17 protein-coding genes are annotated in these 17,080 nt (G+C 69.8%); 7 read left to right on the top strand and 10 right to left on the bottom strand.

All coding sequences use genetic code 11. The features are described from left to right. Positions 1 to 192 precede the first annotated feature (192 nt). Positions 193 to 780: an FtsX-like permease family protein gene (locus Aco03nite_RS54505; RefSeq protein WP_307837627.1), complete on the bottom strand. Its 588-nt coding sequence runs from the start codon at positions 778 to 780 to the stop codon at positions 193 to 195. A 60-nt stretch (positions 781 to 840) separates the two neighbouring features. Between Aco03nite_RS54505 and Aco03nite_RS04155 the strand changes: the two genes are divergently transcribed. Together Aco03nite_RS04155 and Aco03nite_RS04150 are read left to right on the top strand one after the other, a co-directional pair. Next, positions 841 to 1,200, top strand: a complete 360-nt coding sequence (locus Aco03nite_RS04155; protein ID WP_203793238.1) for a hypothetical protein — start codon at positions 841 to 843, stop codon at positions 1,198 to 1,200. A gap of 337 nt (positions 1,201 to 1,537) precedes the next feature. Continuing rightward, entirely contained in the window at positions 1,538 to 1,726 is a 189-nt protein-coding gene (locus Aco03nite_RS04150) for a hypothetical protein (protein WP_203793237.1), read from the top strand. A 930-nt stretch (positions 1,727 to 2,656) separates the two neighbouring features. Here Aco03nite_RS04150 and Aco03nite_RS04145 read toward each other — a convergent pair. From Aco03nite_RS04145 to Aco03nite_RS04135, 3 genes are read right to left on the bottom strand one after another with little or no spacing between them, the layout of a single operon-like run. Then, a complete protein-coding gene (locus Aco03nite_RS04145; RefSeq protein WP_203793236.1) occupies positions 2,657 to 3,073 on the bottom strand; it encodes a DUF1810 domain-containing protein in 417 nt (138 codons plus the stop codon). After that, on the bottom strand, positions 3,066 to 3,461 hold the full coding sequence (locus tag Aco03nite_RS04140; RefSeq protein WP_203793235.1) for a ChaB family protein: 396 nt from the start codon (positions 3,459 to 3,461) through the stop codon (positions 3,066 to 3,068). Before Aco03nite_RS04140 ends, Aco03nite_RS04145 begins: the two co-directional genes overlap by 8 nt. Before the next feature lie 24 nt (positions 3,462 to 3,485). Continuing rightward, positions 3,486 to 4,517: a glycoside hydrolase family 32 protein gene (locus Aco03nite_RS04135; protein ID WP_203793234.1), complete on the bottom strand. Its 1,032-nt coding sequence runs from the start codon at positions 4,515 to 4,517 to the stop codon at positions 3,486 to 3,488. 78 nt (positions 4,518 to 4,595) lie between these two features. Here Aco03nite_RS04135 and Aco03nite_RS04130 point away from each other — a divergent pair, with 78 nt between their 5' ends. After that, positions 4,596 to 4,958, top strand: a complete 363-nt coding sequence (locus tag Aco03nite_RS04130; protein WP_203793233.1) for a MerR family transcriptional regulator — start codon at positions 4,596 to 4,598, stop codon at positions 4,956 to 4,958. Here the strand turns inward: Aco03nite_RS04130 and glgX are convergent. Next, positions 4,952 to 7,060 (bottom strand): glycogen debranching protein GlgX, encoded by a 2,109-nt coding sequence (gene glgX / locus Aco03nite_RS04125; RefSeq protein ID WP_203793232.1) that lies wholly within the window; start codon positions 7,058 to 7,060, stop codon positions 4,952 to 4,954. The genes Aco03nite_RS04130 and glgX overlap by 7 nt on opposite strands. Before the next feature lie 47 nt (positions 7,061 to 7,107). Here glgX and Aco03nite_RS04120 point away from each other — a divergent pair, with 47 nt between their 5' ends. The 3 genes from Aco03nite_RS04120 to Aco03nite_RS04110 all read left to right on the top strand — a co-directional run bounded on the left by Aco03nite_RS04120 (position 7,108) and on the right by Aco03nite_RS04110 (position 10,842). Further along, the gene (locus tag Aco03nite_RS04120) at positions 7,108 to 8,364 is read left to right on the top strand and encodes an FxsB family cyclophane-forming radical SAM/SPASM peptide maturase (protein WP_239144903.1); all 1,257 of its coding nucleotides are present in this window, start codon (positions 7,108 to 7,110) and stop codon (positions 8,362 to 8,364) included. A gap of 82 nt (positions 8,365 to 8,446) precedes the next feature. Beyond that, positions 8,447 to 9,763 carry an MFS transporter gene (locus tag Aco03nite_RS04115; RefSeq protein ID WP_239144902.1) on the top strand — a complete coding sequence of 439 codons (1,317 nt, stop codon included), beginning with the start codon at positions 8,447 to 8,449 and terminating at the stop codon, positions 9,761 to 9,763. 29 nt (positions 9,764 to 9,792) lie between these two features. Beyond that, positions 9,793 to 10,842: a spore photoproduct lyase family protein gene (locus Aco03nite_RS04110; protein ID WP_203793241.1), complete on the top strand. Its 1,050-nt coding sequence runs from the start codon at positions 9,793 to 9,795 to the stop codon at positions 10,840 to 10,842. Between the two features lie 5 nt (positions 10,843 to 10,847). Here Aco03nite_RS04110 and Aco03nite_RS04105 read toward each other — a convergent pair whose 3' ends face one another. From Aco03nite_RS04105 to Aco03nite_RS53980, 5 genes are all read right to left on the bottom strand, one after another. Then, entirely contained in the window at positions 10,848 to 11,951 is a 1,104-nt protein-coding gene (locus Aco03nite_RS04105; protein ID WP_239144901.1) for an alpha/beta fold hydrolase, read from the bottom strand. 185 nt (positions 11,952 to 12,136) lie between these two features. Continuing rightward, the gene (locus tag Aco03nite_RS04100; RefSeq protein ID WP_203793230.1) at positions 12,137 to 13,396 is read right to left on the bottom strand and encodes an erythromycin esterase family protein; all 1,260 of its coding nucleotides are present in this window, start codon (positions 13,394 to 13,396) and stop codon (positions 12,137 to 12,139) included. Positions 13,397 to 13,431: 35 nt separating this feature from the next. Further along, positions 13,432 to 13,707: a sulfurtransferase TusA family protein gene (locus tag Aco03nite_RS04095; protein WP_203793229.1), complete on the bottom strand. Its 276-nt coding sequence runs from the start codon at positions 13,705 to 13,707 to the stop codon at positions 13,432 to 13,434. After that, positions 13,704 to 14,096 carry an NUDIX domain-containing protein gene (locus tag Aco03nite_RS04090; protein ID WP_203793228.1) on the bottom strand — a complete coding sequence of 131 codons (393 nt, stop codon included), beginning with the start codon at positions 14,094 to 14,096 and terminating at the stop codon, positions 13,704 to 13,706. Before Aco03nite_RS04090 ends, Aco03nite_RS04095 begins: the two co-directional genes overlap by 4 nt. 7 nt (positions 14,097 to 14,103) lie before the next feature. Then, positions 14,104 to 15,717: a SpoIIE family protein phosphatase gene (locus Aco03nite_RS53980; RefSeq protein ID WP_275415814.1), complete on the bottom strand. Its 1,614-nt coding sequence runs from the start codon at positions 15,715 to 15,717 to the stop codon at positions 14,104 to 14,106. Positions 15,718 to 16,589: 872 nt separating this feature from the next. Here Aco03nite_RS53980 and Aco03nite_RS04080 point away from each other — a divergent pair. Continuing rightward, complete coding sequence (locus Aco03nite_RS04080; RefSeq protein WP_203793227.1) at positions 16,590 to 16,904, top strand: type II toxin-antitoxin system PemK/MazF family toxin; 315 nt, start codon at positions 16,590 to 16,592, stop codon at positions 16,902 to 16,904. The last annotated feature ends 176 nt before the right edge of the window (positions 16,905 to 17,080 follow it).

Genomic DNA, 17,080 nt, shown 5'->3' with positions numbered 1-17,080 from the left:
CTCCCACGAACGCCGGTTCGCGATCGATTCCCGCCGGCGCACCCACACCGACCGCGGCCGAGCCACGGCTTGTCCCTGCCGCGGCGGTGGAAGGCACCGCCAACAGGGCTCCGGCGACGACCAGCGCCAGGGCGCGGGCAGCACGCATCGGCTCTTCCTTACCTAGGACATCGAAGATGCGATCCTGACATATCACCCATTTCCGCTCCCCTGCTTCTCCGAAGGATCACCCACCGGCGAAACCGAGCAACCTGCCAGGCAGACCTCGTCGAGAAGATCGCGGTCTCGGGCGGGCGAGTCTTCGATGGCGGGCAGCGCGGTCGGTTCAAGGGGACGCTGTAGCGAAACGGCGGCCGACAGAAGACTCACGAAGAAGACGATCACGACGCAGGCGCTGGTCACCGCAATGACGAGCGGCCACGGAACGGTAAGCAAAGGCTCGTCGACAAGTCCTTCCAACCGGGAACGCAGGCTGAACAGCAGCACCACGGAGACCGCCGCCGCCAGACTCGTCCCCACCACAACGGCCAAGCCCGTCTCCAAGGCGATCATGGACAGGATCCGGCGAGGCGAGACACCGCTATGCCGGAACACCGAGATCGCCCGGGACCGGACATCAGCGCGAGAACGGAGATGGGCGCGAGGACGGAGATGGGCGCGAGAACGGAGATGGGCGCGGGAAAAGATATGGACACGGGAACGACCCGAGCCCGCCGCTCCGAGGACCACACCGCAGACCACAGCGGCGCAAAGCAGGATTGCCCCGAAAAGTCCGACCATTCCGGGTCGAGGGAGATGACCCGGCTGAGGAGAAGGACCCGGTTGAGTTAGGTTCCTCGGTTGAAGAAGGTGACCCGGTTGAGCGAAATGCCCCGGCCGGAGATCGAGGCCGGCTTCAGGATCACGGCTCGTCTGAATCTCAGCGGCTGCCCGGGAATCTCGCTCGATCTCGCCTGCCTGGGCCTGCCGATGATCGTGTTGTATCCCAGGACCGGCGTTCGCGGCGTGAGTCGGCCTGCTGTGGACCGTTCCGGATGGGCCGGTGACCGCGGCGAGCCGGGATACGTCCGCATCGCCGACGATGTAGACGGTGTCGGCGGCTCGTTCCCGGTAGGCGTTCCGGTCCGCGTGGTCTGTGGTGCTCTCGGTGAGATCCCACGGCAGCAGGATCGTCGATGCCATGTCGAGGCTCTCCGGTAGCAGTGCGACAACCCGCGCCATCACGGAGGTTCCGTCGGCCGACCAGATCCGGGCGTCGCTGCCGAGAGTCCATCCATTGGCGCGGGCCACGTCCATTCCCGCGGCCAGTCCGCCCACCGGGAGGACACCTACAGGCAGGACACCGGTTGCCAGGACATCGGTTGGCAGGACATCTGTTGGCAGGACATCTGTCGGTAGAACGCGTGTCGGTAGGACGCCTGCCGATGGGCCGCTACCCGTTGCCGCGTCGGCCATCACGACCGCCCCGAGGGGAAGAGCGGACGAGGAAGACACGGGCGAAGAAGAAGCAGATGGGGAGGGCTCGGGCAGGGAAGACATGGGCGAGGAAGTCACGGGCAAGGGAGACATGGGTAAAGAAGACGCGGGCGCGGCAGGCGCGGGTGATGAAGGCGCGGGCGCGGTTGATGAAGGCTCGGATGAGGTGAAGGCCGAGGAGCCGGGCTGCGGTGGTAGTGGCGACGGCGCTGGGGAAGGGTCGTCGTCGGTGGGTGGGAGTGTGAAGTAGGAGAGTGGGGCGTGCAGGAGCGCCAAGTCGCCTGCCGTCGCCGGCAGGTTCAAGGCTGTGGTGATGCCCGGTGCCACGAAACGAGCTGTGACCGCCTTGCTCTGGTCTGCGGCTCGGGTGGTGTGCACCGTTTCCGATCGGGTCGGGATCACGGCGGTCACGCCGGGCACCGTCGCCAGCGCCCGCACGGTGTCAGCCGGGATTCCCGCACGGTCGGCGGCGGTGATCACTGTGGTGGAGGGTTTCAGGCGTTCGTCGGCTGCGGTGAGCATCGCGGTGGACACGGTCGCGGAAGCTGTCCAGAGAGTGGTCGCCAACCCCACCGTGACCAGCACGGGAGCCGCGATGGCAGCGGTTCGCTCCGGGGTGCCGAAACCCCCGGCACCACCGATCGAGGACATCCTCCCGCGCAGCGGCCAGACGAGAGGCCGAAGTGCCGGCCGGGCGAGAGAACGACGCGGCAGCAAGGTGGGCAGGCCGCTCGACGTCCAGGCAAGAAAAGCACGCGACGGCCGGGCGAGAAGACCACGCGGTGGCCAGGCAAGAAGAGCACGCGACGGCCGGGCGAGAAGAGCACGCGGTGGCCAGGTGGGAAGACGACGCGGTGGCGGGGTGTGGAGGACGCGCAGTGACCAGGTGAGCAGGCGGATCAGGGCCGGCGTCAGGGCCACCGCTGATCCCAGCGCCAGGCAGGCGGCCGGCAGGAAGGAATCGATCGGGTCGCCCAGTGCGGTGAGGCCCAGGGAACCCGCGCCCAGGAGCAGGCCGACGACCGCGCGGACCGTGGGCACGGTCTCGGGTCGGGGGCGGCCGGCGCCGGGCGGGGTGGGCCTGCGGGATTCCATGCCTGGAATCGTGCCCGCTGGGATGGTGCGGGCACGATAGAGCCAGCCGAACCAAGAATGGTGGTGCTAGCACCACCCCCGACCGCTACCCGAAGCTGAGCAGATGCACCGTCTTCGGGTCCGGCCCGTCATAGAACAGGTCCAGGACCTGCTGAAACACCCCGGGATCCGCCGCCGCCCGAGCGAACAGGGTCATCGACGACCGCAACTTCAGGTCGTCGGGATAGCCGAGGATCTCCGACGCGCTGCTCCCCCGGTGCTCCAGCAGAGCCGTGGCGCACTGTTCCAGCCGCGGGCCCAGGACCGGATGGGCCAGATAGGCGCGTGCCTCATCCAGATCACGAATGGCGTACCGGTCCGCGGTCACGCTCGATCCCAGGCCACCCAACTGCGGAAAGACGAACCACATCCAGTGGGTACGTTTACGCCCGGCCGTCAGCTCGGCGAGCGCCTGATCGAAAACGCCTTCCTGCGCATGTACGAATCGATCGAGGTCATTCACGGGCTTTTCGGGTCTCTCGGTCGTTGGCTTTCTGGATGGCGTCCACGAGTTCCGGTTTGGTCATCGTCGACCGTCCGCTGACGTCGAGGCGCCGGGCCACGTCCATCAGGTGTTTCTTGCTGGCGTTGGCGTCCACACCCCCGGCGGTGGGCGCATCGGTGTCCCGCCCGCCGGCCGCTTTGGCGTCGCTGGGGCCTTTCTTCTCCTTGGCCTCCCAGTGATCGCCGACCTTCTCGAAGGAATGTTTCACCGCGGACAGCGCGGTCCGGTGGGCGCGCTCGCCTTCGCCGTACTGTTCCACCGCCGAGTCGTGGGTCTTGATGAAGGTGCGCTGCGCCTTCTTCGGGGACCGTTTGAGCGTGTCAGGTAGTTCTTCACGTCCAGGCATGTGAGAGGGCATGCCCCGGCCGGGTCACCCCAAACTACCGAAGCGCGCGAACCGGACACCGGGCACGACCGGGCCGGTGCGCCGGGCCACGCCGAGGCCGCTGACACCTTCGACGGTGACCTCGACGATGTCGGCGTCGGCGAACAGGGTGGTCTCGCCGCCGGCCGGCATCCGCAGGATCAGGTCGCCGTGGTCGCGGACCTCTCCCCCGGCGGCGGTCAGGCCGGTGGCGCCGCTGATCAGGTAGGGGTCGAGGTTGGGGTGCGGGGTGGCGATCAGCCGCTCGCCGCGGACCGACAGGACCCAGGGCAGGCTGAGGGCACCGGACCAGGCCAGGTCGTCGCCGAGGCGGGCGAGCAGGCAGCGGCGGCCGGCCGCGTCGACGAAGGTGACGGCGGGGCCGAGGCTGCCGCGGCCGAACGTGCCCCAGGCGCGGGCGGTGAAGTGCAGGCCGTCGTAGTCGCCGATCGCGTACGCCACCTCGTCGCCGGTGCCGACCAGCAGGACCCAGGCGCCGTCCAGGGGGAACAGCCGCGGGCAGCTCCAGGTGGCCTGGTCGGAGGAGATCAGGACGCCGTCGTACGACCAGTGCAGCAGGTCGGCGGAGTGGTACTGCAGAACGGCGGCGGAGCCGTCGCGCAGGCGCCCGCTGAGCAGCATCCGCCAGTTGCTGCCGGCCCACCAGACGGCCGGGTCGCACATGTCGGTGACCCCGGACGGCGGCGCGCTGATCAGCGGGCCGGCGTCCGGCCGCCAGCCGGTGAACCCGGGTTCCGGGACGGCGCGGGTGATCTGCCCGTCGCCGCTGGTGTAGAAGACGACGGGCCCGGCCACCACGGTGCCGCAGCGGGCGTCGCCGGGCGCCGGGACGACACCCTGCTCGGTCCAGATGACCAGGTCGTCGGAGACCGCCCAGCCCCAGGCGGAGTCCTCGCCGGGGATGTCGATCTCGTAGAAGACGTGGTGCCGCCCGTCGACCGCGAGCACACCGAAGAGGTCACCGACACGACCGATGCGCGGCGTGAAGTGCAGGCGGGGCCGCGGTGAGTGTTCCATGCCTCAGCCTCCCATCGACCACGACGCCGGCACCAGTAGGGACGGATGCCGATATCAGAGAGCGGTTAAGCTCGATCCGTGCCATATACACCGGGGGAGACGGCGGAGCGGCTCGGCGTCAGCATCGACACGATCCGTTACTACGAGAAGATCGGGCTGATGCACGGCATCCGGCGCACGTCCAGTGGCCGGCGGGTGTTCTCCGACGACGACCTGTCCCGGCTGGGGCTGCTGCGCTGCCTGCGTGACTCGGGCATGCCGATCGCCCGGCTGCGGCGGTTCGCCGAGCTGCTGACCGAGGACGACGAGGGCGCCCCGGCCCGCCGCACCGCGCTGCTCGAGGAGCACGATCGGGAGATCGATGCCAAGGTCGAGCAGCTGCGGCGCGAGCAGGAGCGGGTGCGCGAGAAGATCGCCTGGTACCGCTCGCTGGGTCAGTAACGGCAGCGCATGACGACCAGGGAGTGCCTGGTGACCTGCACCGACGTACCGGCGCGTGCGGTTTTGCGTTTGACCGCCAACAGTGGGTCGGCGGTGTTGGCGGCGATCTCCCAGGTCCGGCCGTAATCACGGTCGGGCAGGGTGAACGCCACGTCCTCGTCGAGCGGATTGAACAAAAGCAGGAACGAATCGTCCCTGATCTCCTCGCCGAGGGCGTCACGTTCCGGAATGCCGTGGCCGTTGAGGAAGACGGTCATGGTCATGCCGCTGTGGGTGTTCCAGTCCGCGTCGGTCATCACCTCGCCGTCCCGGCGCAGCCAGGCGATGTCGGGCAGTTTCGAATCGCCCGCCGGATCACCGGTGAAGAACCGTCGGCGCCGGAAGATCGGGTGGTCGGCGCGCAGTTTCAGCAGTCGGCGGGTGAATCCGGTGAGGACGTCCTCGTTGCGCGCGTCGGCCCAGTCCACCCAGGAGATCTCGCTGTCCTGGCAGTAGACGTTGTTGTTGCCGTGCTGGGTGCGGCCGAGTTCGTCGCCGTGCGCGATCATCGGGACGCCCTGACTAAGCAGCAGGGTGGCCAGGAAGTTGCGTTTCTGGCGTTCCCGCAGCACGATCACGTCGGCGTCCTCGGTCTCGCCTTCGACACCACAGTTCCACGAGCGGTTGTGCGACTCGCCGTCGCGGTTGCCCTCACCGTTGGCGTCGTTGTGTTTCTCGTTGTACGACACCAGGTCGTGCAGGGTGAAACCGTCGTGGGCGGTCACGAAGTTGATCGACGCGATGGGCCGCCGGCCGTCGTCCTGATAGAGGTCGGAACTGCCGGTGAACCGGGACGCGAACTCGCCGAGGCTGGACGGTTCGCCGCGCCAGAAATCGCGCACCGAGTCGCGGTACTTCCCGTTCCATTCGGTCCAGTTCGGCGGGAAGCCACCGACCTGGTAACCGCCGTCGCCGACGTCCCACGGCTCGGCGATCAGTTTGACCTGGGAGACCACCGGGTCCTGGTTGACCAGGTCGAAGAACGCGGCCAGCCGGTCCACCTCGTGGAATTCGCGGGCCAGCGCGGCGGCCAGGTCGAAACGGAATCCGTCGACGTGCATCTCGGTGACCCAGTACCGCAGCGAGTCCATGATGAGCCGCAACGATTCGTGGTGGCGCACGTTGAGGCTGTTCCCGGTGCCGGTGGTGTCGTAGTAGTAGCGCTTGTCGTCGTCGACGAGCCGGTAGTAGGCCGGATTGTCGATGCCCCGGAACGACAGCGTCGGGCCCAGGTGGTTGCCCTCGGCGGTGTGGTTGTAGACGACGTCGAGAATGACCTCGATGCCGGCCGCGTGCAGGGCTTTCACCATGGCCTTGAACTCCTGCACCTGGCCGCCCCCGCCACCGAACGAGGAGTAGCCGTTGTGCGGGGCGAAGAAACCGATCGTGTTGTAGCCCCAGTAGTTGGTCAGGCCCCGCTCGATCAGTCCGCTGTCGTGCACGAACTGGTGCACCGGCATCAACTCGACGGCGGTGACACCGAGGTTCTTCAAGTACTTGATCATCGCGGGGTGGGCCAGGCCGGAATACGTACCCCGTACGTCATCGGGAATGTCGGGGTGTCTGATCGTCATGCCCTTGACGTGCGCCTCGTAGATCACCGTCTCCCACATCGGGACCTTCAGCGGCCGGTCGTTGCCCCAGTCGAAATAGGGATTGATGACCACCGAACGGGGCGCGAACTCCGCGGAGTCGACGGTGTTGTGTGATTCCGGATCGCCGAAATCGTAGGAGAACAGCGCCTGATCCCACCGGTAGTCGCCGTCGATCGCCTTCGCGTACGGGTCCAGCAGCAGTTTGGCGGGGTTGCAGCGCTGCCCCCAGGACGGCTCGTACGGGCCGTGCACGCGATAGCCGTACCGCTGCCCGGGAACGACCCGGGGCAGGTATCCGTGCCAGACCAGCGCCTCGCGTTCCGGCAGGTCCACCCGGGTCTCGGTGCCGTTCTCGTCGAACAGGCACAACTCGACCCGGGTGGCCGCCTCGGAGAAGAGCGCGAAATTGGTGCCACCACCGTCATAGGTGGCCCCCAACGGATAGGGATTGCCGGGCCAGATATGCATGGGCCCACCTTGCCCTCTTCACCCGCGCCGGGAAACGTGCCGCGCCTGTGATCCGGATCCGGCTGCCCGGGCGCGCGGATCGACTGCGATACTGCGGCGTGCAGGCCGGCCCATCGACGACCCCGGCGACGTGGCCGTATGCCGGCCTCGACGTGGCGGGGCTGCTCGCGTCGGGCTGGCGGTCCACGCCGTTGCACGAGGTGGTCCTGAAGGTCCACCAGAGATGCAATCTGGCCTGCTCGTACTGCTACGTCTACGAGCACGCCGACCAGAGCTGGCGGGACCGGCCGGCGGTGATGTCGCCCGAGGTGTTCGCCGCCGCCGTGCGCCGTCTCGGTGACCACGTGCGCCGGCAGGGTCTGCGCCGGATCCGGGTGGTGCTGCACGGCGGGGAGCCGATGCTTCTCGGCGCCGCCACGCTCGGCCGGCTCGCCGACGGCGTGCGCGCCGCGGTGCCGGAGACCTGCACGGTGCGTGTCGGCATCCAGACCAACGGCGTCCTGCTCACCGAGGCCGCCGTCCGGACGCTCCGGGACCACGACATCGCCGTGTCGGTCAGCGTCGACGGGGTCGCCGAGGACCACGACCGGTACCGGGTGACCCACGCCGGCCGCGGCACGTACACCGCGGTGAGCCGGGCCCTGGAGCTGCTCGCCGCACCCGCGTTCCGGGACGGGTTCGCCGGGCTGCTGTGCACCGTCGCCCCGGACACCGATCCGGCCCGCTGTTACCGGACACTGCGTGACTTCGGCCCGGCCGCGATCGACTTCCTGCTGCCGCACGCCACCTGGAGCACGCCACCCGACCGGGGCCCCGGCGTGTACGGGCGATGGCTGACCGGCGCGTTCGACGCCTGGTACGACGACCCGGACCCGGTGCCGGTACGCCTCTTCGAGAGCACCCTGGACCTGCTGCTCGGCGGGGCGTCCCGCTCCGAGCAGATCGGCCTGAGCCCGGTGGCCCTGGTGGTGGTCGAGTCGGACGGCGCGATCGAGCAGGTCGACGCCCTGAAGACCGCGTACCCGGGCGCCTGCGCGACAGGACTGCACGTGGCCCACGACGACTTCGACACCGCGCTGCGCCACCCGGGGATCGTGGCCCGCCAGCTCGGCGCCGGGGCGCTCTGCGCGGAGTGCCGGGCCTGTCCCCTGCACCGGGTCTGCGGCGGCGGCCACTACGCGCACCGGTACCGCCCGGAGACCGGCTTCGCCAACCCGTCGGTGTACTGCGCCGGCCTGCGCCTGTTCATCGACCACGTCCGGGCCCGGGTGCACGCCGACACCCGCCCGCTCCCGGGCGGGTGACCAATCTCGCGCGGTCAGGGCGGGCCCATGGGGGTAGACACACAGGGTGCCCCGCCGATACCTGATCCTCGCGATCTGTTGCATGAGCCTGCTGATCATCAGCCTGGACGTGACGATCGTGAACGTCGCGCTTCCCGCGATCCGTGACGATCTGGACGCGCCGGTCTCCGGGCTGCAGTGGACCCTGGACGCGTACACCCTGGTGCTGGCCAGCCTGCTGGTGCTGGCCGGGTCGACCGCCGACCGGATCGGCCGGCGCCGGGTGTTCCAGACCGGTCTGGTGCTGTTCACCATCGGCTCGCTGCTGTGCAGTGTCGCGCCCAGCCTGGGCTGGCTGATCGGGTTCCGGATGGTCCAGGCGATCGGCGGGTCGATGCTCAACCCGGTCGCCATGTCGATCATCACGAACACGTTCACCGACCCGAAGGAACGGGCCCGCGCCATCGGCGTCTGGGGCGCGGTGTCCGGTTTCAGCATGGCGCTCGGGCCGCTGGCCGGTGGTTTCCTGGTGCACGCGTTCGGCTGGCCGTCCATCTTCTGGATCAACGTGCCGGTCGGGATCGCCGCGTTCGTGCTGGCCTGGCGGTTCATCCCGGAGTCCCGGGCCGAGCACCCGCGACGGCTCGACCCGGTCGGGCAGGTGCTGGTGTTCCTGCTGCTCGCCGGGATCACCTTCGGCATCATCGAGGGCCCGGCCGAGGGCTGGGCCTCGCCGCTGATCCTGGGCTGCTTCATCCTCGGCGGCACCGCCCTGGCCGCCCTGCTGTGGTGGGAGCCGCGGCGTGACGAACCCCTGATCGAGCTGCGGTTCTTCCGCAACGCGTCGTTCTCCGGCGCCACCCTGGTGGCGATCTGCGCGTTCGGCGCGCTCGGTGGCTTCCTCTTCCTGAACACGCTCTACCTGCAGGAGACCCGGGGCCTGTCGGCGCTGCAGGCCGGGCTGTACACGCTGCCGATGGCCGCGATGACGATCATCGCCGCGCCGCTGTCCGGCCGTCTGGTCGCCGACCGTGGCACCCGGCTGCCGCTGCAGATCGCCGGGGTCGCCATGGCGCTGGGCCTGCTGCCGCTGACCACGGTCACCGCGGACACCCCGGTCTGGCTGCTGGTGATCTCGTACCTGCTGTTCGGCCTGGGTTTCGGCATGGTCAACGCCCCGATCACCAACACCGCCGTCTCCGGCATGCCGCGCGCGCAGGCCGGTGTCGCCGCCGCCATCGCCTCCACCAGCCGCCAGATCGGCACGGTCCTCGGTGTCGCGGTGATCGGCGCGGTCGCCGGCCTCGGCCACACCGGCTGGTGGATCATGTTCGCCCTGGGTGTCGCGGTCCTGCTGATCGGCCGCGCCAGCACCGGCCGCTGGGCCCGCTCGACCGCGCCCTCCCAGGTCCCGGCCTGATTCCGGGGAACAATGCGGTGGTGAACGAGATGCTGGACATCCGGCGGATCTATCTGGAACCGGCCGCCGCCGAGCTGCCCCGGGGGCGGGAGATCCTGGCCCGGTGGCCGGAGGCGACAGTCGTCGAGATCGAGAGCCATCAGCGGATTCCGGAGGTGCACGGCGACGAGGAGAACGTGCGGCGGTGGGTGCGGATCAAACGGGAGGCGCTCGTCGTCGGGGTCAAGAAGACGATGACGGCCCGGCCCAACGGGCGGTCCGCCGACTTCATCGCGCCGTCGACAGCCAACGGGTGTGCGATGGCCTGCGCCTACTGTTACGTGCCGCGGCACAAGGGATACAGCAACCCGATCACCGTGTTCGCGAACATCGAGCGGATCATGTCGTACGTCAGCAGGCACGCGGACCGGCAGGGCCGCAAACCGGAAGCGAACGAATGCGACCCGGTGGACTGGGTCTACGACATCGGTGAGAACTCGGACTGTTCGGTGGACGCTCTGGTCAGCGACAACGTCCGCGATCTGGTCGAGTTGTTCCGGTGGAAGACGAACGCCAAAGCCAGCTTCGCCACCAAGTACGTCAACCGGGACCTGCTCGACTGGGATCCGCTGGGCCGCACCCGGATCCGGTTCTCGCTGATGCCGCAGGCGGACGCGAAACTGCTCGACATCCGCACCAGCCCGGTCAGCGAGCGGATCGCGGCGATCGACGACTTCGTGGCCGCCGGCTACGAGGTGCACGTCAACTTCAGCCCGGTCGTGGTCCGCGACGGCTGGCTGGCCGACTGGGGTGAACTGCTGGACCAGCTGGACACCGGGATCAGTGCGGCAACCCGCAAGCAGCTCGCCGCCGAGGTCATCTTCCTGACCCACAACCGCGGCCTGCACGAGGTGAACCTGGGCTGGCACCCGAAGGCCGAGGAGGCCCTCTGGCGCCCGGAGCTGCAGCAGGTCAAACGCTCCCAGAACGGCGACCTGAACGTCCGCTACCGCACCGGCGCGAAGGGAGGGTACGTCCGCGCGCTCACCGATCTGATCGCGCGGCGTACCCCGTACCTACATGTCCGTTACGCGTTCTAGAAGATTCAGGCGAAGCGGGCGGCGATCCAGTCGGCCACCTGGGTCGCGGACTGGATGACGGCGCCGTCGTGGTTGGCGCCCTCGATGGTCTGGAAGGTCAGGTTCACCCCGTACGAGGTGACCTGGTTGGCGAGGATCTCGGAGAGGAAGTACGGCACGGCCTCGTCGTCGGTCCCGTGGACGATGAGGACGGGTGCGCTCGGGGCGGTCTGCAGCGGGTTCTCGTACTGCATCATCTTGTTGAGCCACGCGGACGGGACTTCGCCGCCCTCGATCAGCTCCTCGGCGGTGAAGTCCTCGAAGGCGTCGAGGATCTCGTACAGGCAGCCGGTCTGGAGCACGCCGAGTTTCGTCTCGGCCGGCGCGGCCAGCACGGTCGTCGGGTTGTAGGACGGCTCGACCGCGTTGATCCCGTACAGCGCCATCACCAGATAGCCCTGGATCTCGGTGCCGGCGATGTAGGGGATGATCTCCTGCACGTTGGAGAGCGGCGCGATCGAGGCGGTGCCCTTCAGAACCAGATTGCCGTCGTACGACGGAGCCAGCTGACTGGCGAACAGCGCTCCCGCGCCGCCCTGGGAGTGGCCGTCGACGACGTACTGGGTGGACAGCGCGGAGTCGAGGTAGCGGGCGGCGCGCACGTTGTCGATCAGGGACCGGGCGGCACTGGCCCCGACCAGGTAGGGGTGCGCCTGCGGGGTGCCCAGCCCGGGATAGTCGGGCGCGGCGACGGTCCAGCCGCGGCGCAGCAGTTCGGCGATCGCGATCCGGGCCTCGTTCCAGAACACCGCCTGGTTGTTCGACGGCGCGCAGACGTCGGCGAGCCCGGTGGTGCCGTGTCCCCACGCCACGATCTTGTTCTTCTTACCGGTCTTCGGGGTGAGCACCAGGCCGGTGGCGGTGGTGTAGCTGCCGTTGACGTTGGTGGTGACGTACTGGATCCGTTTGCCGGTGGCGAGAGCGGACAGGGTGGTCGGCAGGCTCGCGGTGGTCGAGGTGAGCACCAGACCCGGCACGGTCGCGTACGCCGGTCCGGCTGTCGCGACCACTGTCCCGCTCACGGCGATCAGCGCGGCGAGGATCAGACGGGAGATCTTTTTCAATGGCACCTGGTTCTCCTGCGAAATCCGAAGTGGATGATCGATGGATGCCACAGCCTAAAGCCGATCTTCCCCGGAACGGATCGGTAAGCACGGACAGTGGTGCGTGTCTTTTCGGGTGTCCGCACACGTCAACAGAAGGATGTGCCACCGAGATCCAAAAGATCCATTTAATCGGCGGTTCAATATCAAAGTCAGACACCGCTGGGGTAGGTCTCCGGCTCGTGGGAGTCCACCCGGAGAGTGTGCAGCGGCCGCAGCGCCCGTGTCTCGCCGATCCACAGAAACGCGTCGTACCGTTCGCCGAGCACGGTCGGGACGTAATTCGACAAGCGTTCCCGGGCCGGCCGGTAGACCACGCCGATCGCCCGGTGCGGCAACTCGGCAGTGAGCAGATCCGGTCGCGGGCCGGTTTCCGGGAAGACGAACAGGGCCTGTTCCGGCGCCGCCCGGTGTAAGACTTCCTCCAGCGATCCGGACCGGCCCCGGGGCACGCCCATCGTCTCCATCGGCGCGCCCCAGCCCGCGCCGGCCACCACGGTCCCCCGGTGCGTGCCGAACCCCACCAGAACCACCTGGTCCGTACCGAACCGGTCCCGGGCCAGCTGCCCGATGGTGACCTCGCCGAGCCCGGCCTGGTCGGTGCCCCGCGCGTCGCCGACGTGTGTGTTGTGCGCCCAGACGACCGCCTTCGACGACGGGCCGTAGCGGGTGAGCAGCCGGTCCAGGGTGCGGTCCATGTGGTGTTCCCGGATGTTCCAGGCCTGGGGGCCGCCGCGCACCATCGCCCGGTAGTAGCTCTCCGCCCCGGCCACCACCTCGGCGTTCTGCCACATACCGAAGTCCCGGTCGCGCAGCGCCGACAGCATCTCCACCACCCGGTCCTCGCAGGAGCCGGGAACAAAACTGGTGGCCCAGCCGTACGCGGCCGGATCCTCCCCGAACCGTTCGAAACAGCGGTACGCGTCCAGCGCCGGCGGCACCAGCGCCGGGTCGTGTTCCTGCAGCCACAGCAGGATCTCCCGCATCGACTCCCACAGCGAGTAGACGTCCAGCCCGTGGAAACCCACCCGGTCGTCCGGCGGCCGCCGCTCGTTGCGCGCCCGCAGCCAGCCGGTGAAGTCGGCGGTCTCCTCGTTGGCCCACATCCAGGTCGGCCAGCGGTCGTAACGCAGCAGCGCCTCCCGTGGCCCGGCGGCACCGGCGCGGACCGCGGCGTTCACCCGTTCACAGTCCGGCCAGTCGCCCTCGACCGCCACGAACGAGAAGTCGTGCTCCGCCAGCAGGCGCTTGGTCAGCTCGGCCCGCCAGTGGTAGAACTCGTGCGTGCCGTGGCTGGCCTCGCCGATCAGCACGACCCGCGCCGTCGATGCCCGGTCCAGCAGGACGTCCAGATCCCCCGGATCGCGCAACGGCCGGGCGATCGACGCCACCTCGTCCCCGTAACGGATCATCCCGGCCGCTTACCCGGGACGAATCGCCCCATACGTCAGACTTCGGCGGGGTGCCAGGGTTTCTCCGACGCGGTGGTCACGGCGCCTGCTGTCACCCGTACCGCAAATGTCGGACGCTCTTGATCCTGAACCGGGCCCAGATAGACGTGCCCGGTCAGATGGCACCAGGCCGGCAGGTCGATCGGCGCGGCCGGATCGGTGGCGATCAGGTGGATCACCGAGCCGGCCGGCAGGGTCGTGGTGAGCCTGCGCAGCTCGATCAGGAGCAGCACACAGCGGCGGTCACCACCGTCCAGGACGACTGGGATCATCCGAACAGCGCCAGCGTCTCGGCCAGCTGCGAGTGCAACGGCGACGGCAGCGCCTGCGGCGTGAACCAGCCCAGCTCGTCGAACTTGTGCGGCTCGGCGATCCGAACCTCGGCCGGATCCACCAGCACCGCGAACACCACCGCCACCCAGTGCGAATCCGCGCGCAGCACGTTGCGCACCCCGAGCTGCCGGATCGCCAGCGGGGCCGCCGCGTACTCCTCGCCGACCTCCCTGGTCACCGCCGACTCGAAGGTCTCGCCGAACTCCAGCGCGCCGGCGCCGCAGTCCCACGTGCCCGGCTCGTCACGGGCCCGCACGGACCGGCGGGCCAGCAGGATCCGGCCGTCGCCGTCATGACACACGAACACACAGGAGACCGAAGGTTTCACCCCACGATCATGCAACACCCGGGCGGGCCGCCAGGATGCACGTGTCGTCGTCCGGGTTCGCCCGCCGCAACCGGGCCAGCAACTCAGCCAACGGCTGCCCCGGCGAGGCCCGGACCGCGTCGTCGACAGTCGTGATCACCGCGTCCAGGCCGACGTCCAGACCACGACGGCGGTGCTCGACCAGGCCATCGGTGTAGAGCAGCAGCACGTCACCGGAGTCGAACCCGGTGACCGCGTCGGCGTACCGGGCGTTCTCCACCACCCCCAGCATCGGGCCCGGCGGGCGGGCCAGCGGCGCGGTGTGCCCGCCCCGGTTCAGCAGCGGCGGCGGATGCCCCGCCTGCGCCCACACCAGCTCGCCGCGCCGCGGATCGAACCGGCCGATCACCGCGGTCGCCGCCAGCTCCGGGGAGTCCGCGCCCAGCTCACAGGTCAGCTGGTTGAGGTGTTCCAGCAGCATGCCCGGGTCGCTGGTGACCACCGACAGAGCGCGCAGCGCATGCCGGAGCTGGGCCATCACGGTCGCCGCGTGGGTGCCGTGCCCGGCCACGTCACCGACCGCGAGCAGCGTCGTCCCGTCACTGAGGGCCGCCGCGTGGAACCAGTCGCCGCCGACCATCGTCTCCTGGGTCGCCGGCAGGTACCGCAACGCCACCCGCAGCCCCGGCAGGTCCAGCGGCTCCGCCGGGATCGGCAGGATGATCCGCTGCAGCTGCCCGGCCAGCTCGTGCTCGGCCGCGAGGGTCCGTTCCACCTCGGCCAGCCGGTCCGCGTCGCCCCGCCCGGCGGCCCGCTCCCAGCTGATCAGCAGCCCCGGGCCGAGCCGCCGCACCCGGATCATCCAGTCGGCGTCCCCGACCGGCAGCGGCCCCAGATCGGCCGGCTCCCCGGTGTCGAGCACCCGCTGGTAGGCCGCCCAACGTTCCTCGGTGATCAGCCGCCGGCACAGCGGCGACCCGATCAGCCGGCTGCCACGCCGCCCGTCCGGGGTCACCGCCTCCGGGCTGGCGGCTGCCCACACCAGCGCGGTCAGCCGCCCGTCGGCGTCCCGCTCACCGGTGAGATATCCGGTCATTCCGGGCATCGAGTCGAGCACTCCCTGAACCGCCTCCGGCTCCGGCGCCACCAGCTCCAGCCCCGGCGTCACCTCCGCCTTCAGAGTCGCGGGCCGGGCCGCCGCCCGGATCTCCTCCTGAACCGCCGCCCGGGTCTCTTCCTGGACCGCCGCCCGGGTCTCTTCCTGGACCGCCGCCCGGGTCTCTTCCTGAACCGCCGCCCGGGTCTCTTCCTGGGCCGCTTCCAACATCTGCGGAACCGTCTCCGGCGCGTGCCCCGGATTTCCGCCGTCCAGCATCCGGATCACCCGGCGCGCCAGATCCGTCACGTCGCACCGGCGCTCGCTCGCCGACCGCAACAGATGCCGGTGCGCCTCGGCCATCCGGCACCCGGCCCGCCCCGCGAGCAACCCGACCGCACGTTCCAGCGCGACCCGCCCACTGTCCGCCGAACCCCACCTCGGCCCGGCAGGTCCGACCGATTCGACGGGTTCGGCCGGTTCGACGGTCTCGGTAGGTCCGGCCGGTTCGGCAGGTTCGGCAGGTTCGACACACAGACTGCTCACCGATTGCGTCACCGCACGACCCGCCACCAACGACCTCCCTGCGCTCAGCTTCCTGCTTACGCCAGCGCACGGCCCGTTGACATCCCCCGATCATCCGCCCGGGTGCCCACGGAGGACGGCACGTCCCCCAGGTCACCCGGTCGGGCGTCCGACGTTCGGCCCATCCCCCTACCTCCGCAAGGCTCCACACCGGACATTCAAGACCCAGTGCAATTTCTTCGGTACGCCAGTCAAAGGTCCCGCCACGTCAACGCGACGCAGCCGCCCCACCCGGACCGACCCGCGACCGCCGGGCCGAATGCGTCCGTCACCGCCAACCCCGACCTGTTCACCCAGCACCGCCCGCACCACCCCCTCCCGACATGCCGCCCCGGCCCCCGCCCTCGCACCACCGCCGCCCGGCATGGGGTTCCGGCCCCGCGCCACCGTCCCATCCCGGCGTGAGCACCTCGACCCCGCGCCACCACCGCCCGGCGCGGCGCAGCTCAACGCGGCGCAGCTCGGCCCGGCCCAGCGCGGCTCGGCCCGGCCCGGCCCGGTTCGGCTCGGCACGCCGCGGCGCGGGGCGGTGCGGCGCGGGGCGGCCCGGTGCGGGAATCATGGGACACGCCCGAGTGTGTCGATGTGACAGTGGTCTCCCGCGAGGGGCCGGAAACGCGTGTTCGCGGCGGGCGCGACGGTGGAATGCCGGCGAGGCGAACGGGCGGCGCCATGATGGACGGCCGCGTATCGCGAACTGTATTCACAATATGGCGCTGACGTGCTGAGGTGACCCGCCGGTAGCCTCGCACCCGGGCGCGGCGGTGATCGGTGCGGCGGTACGCTTCCTGCCATGCCGAGCCGGACCCTGCCGATCTCCGGATCGTGCTGAGATGAGACGCGGCGAGATCTGGACCATCGGAGACCGCGCGGACCTGCGATATCGCGTCCTGGTGCTCTCCGGCGACAGTTACAACGAGCGGAAGAACGCGGCGCCGTTCTGTGCCCCGATCGTCCGCCAGCGCGGCGCGACCGAGCTACCGCCCTACGCGGTCGCCCTGACCGAGCAGGACCCGATCACCGGCGTAGTCGTGATCAACCGGATGCGCCGCCTGCCCGCCTCCACCGGCGCCGAACGCATCGGCATGGTGACCGGCGCGAGCATGGTCCGCCTGGCCGCCGCGATGCGCGAACTCTTCGAGATCTGACCACCAGCCCCCCGCAGCCCGCAGCCCGCAGCTCCGCCGAAGCCCACCGGGCCAGGCCGCGGGTGGGTGGGCCGCGGGTGGGTGGGCCGCGGGTGGGTGGGCCGCGGGTGGGTGGGCCGCGGGTGGGTGGGCCGCGGGTGGGGGGGCCGCGGGTGGGTGGGCCGCGGGTGGGTGGG

Origin of the sequence: Actinoplanes couchii, assembly GCF_016862075.1 — a bacterium.
In the GTDB taxonomy this organism is placed as follows: Bacteria; Actinomycetota; Actinomycetes; order Mycobacteriales; family Micromonosporaceae; genus Actinoplanes; species Actinoplanes couchii.
Note: the sequence above shows the minus strand (reverse complement) of the source record. Positions and strands in the feature narration are given on the sequence as shown.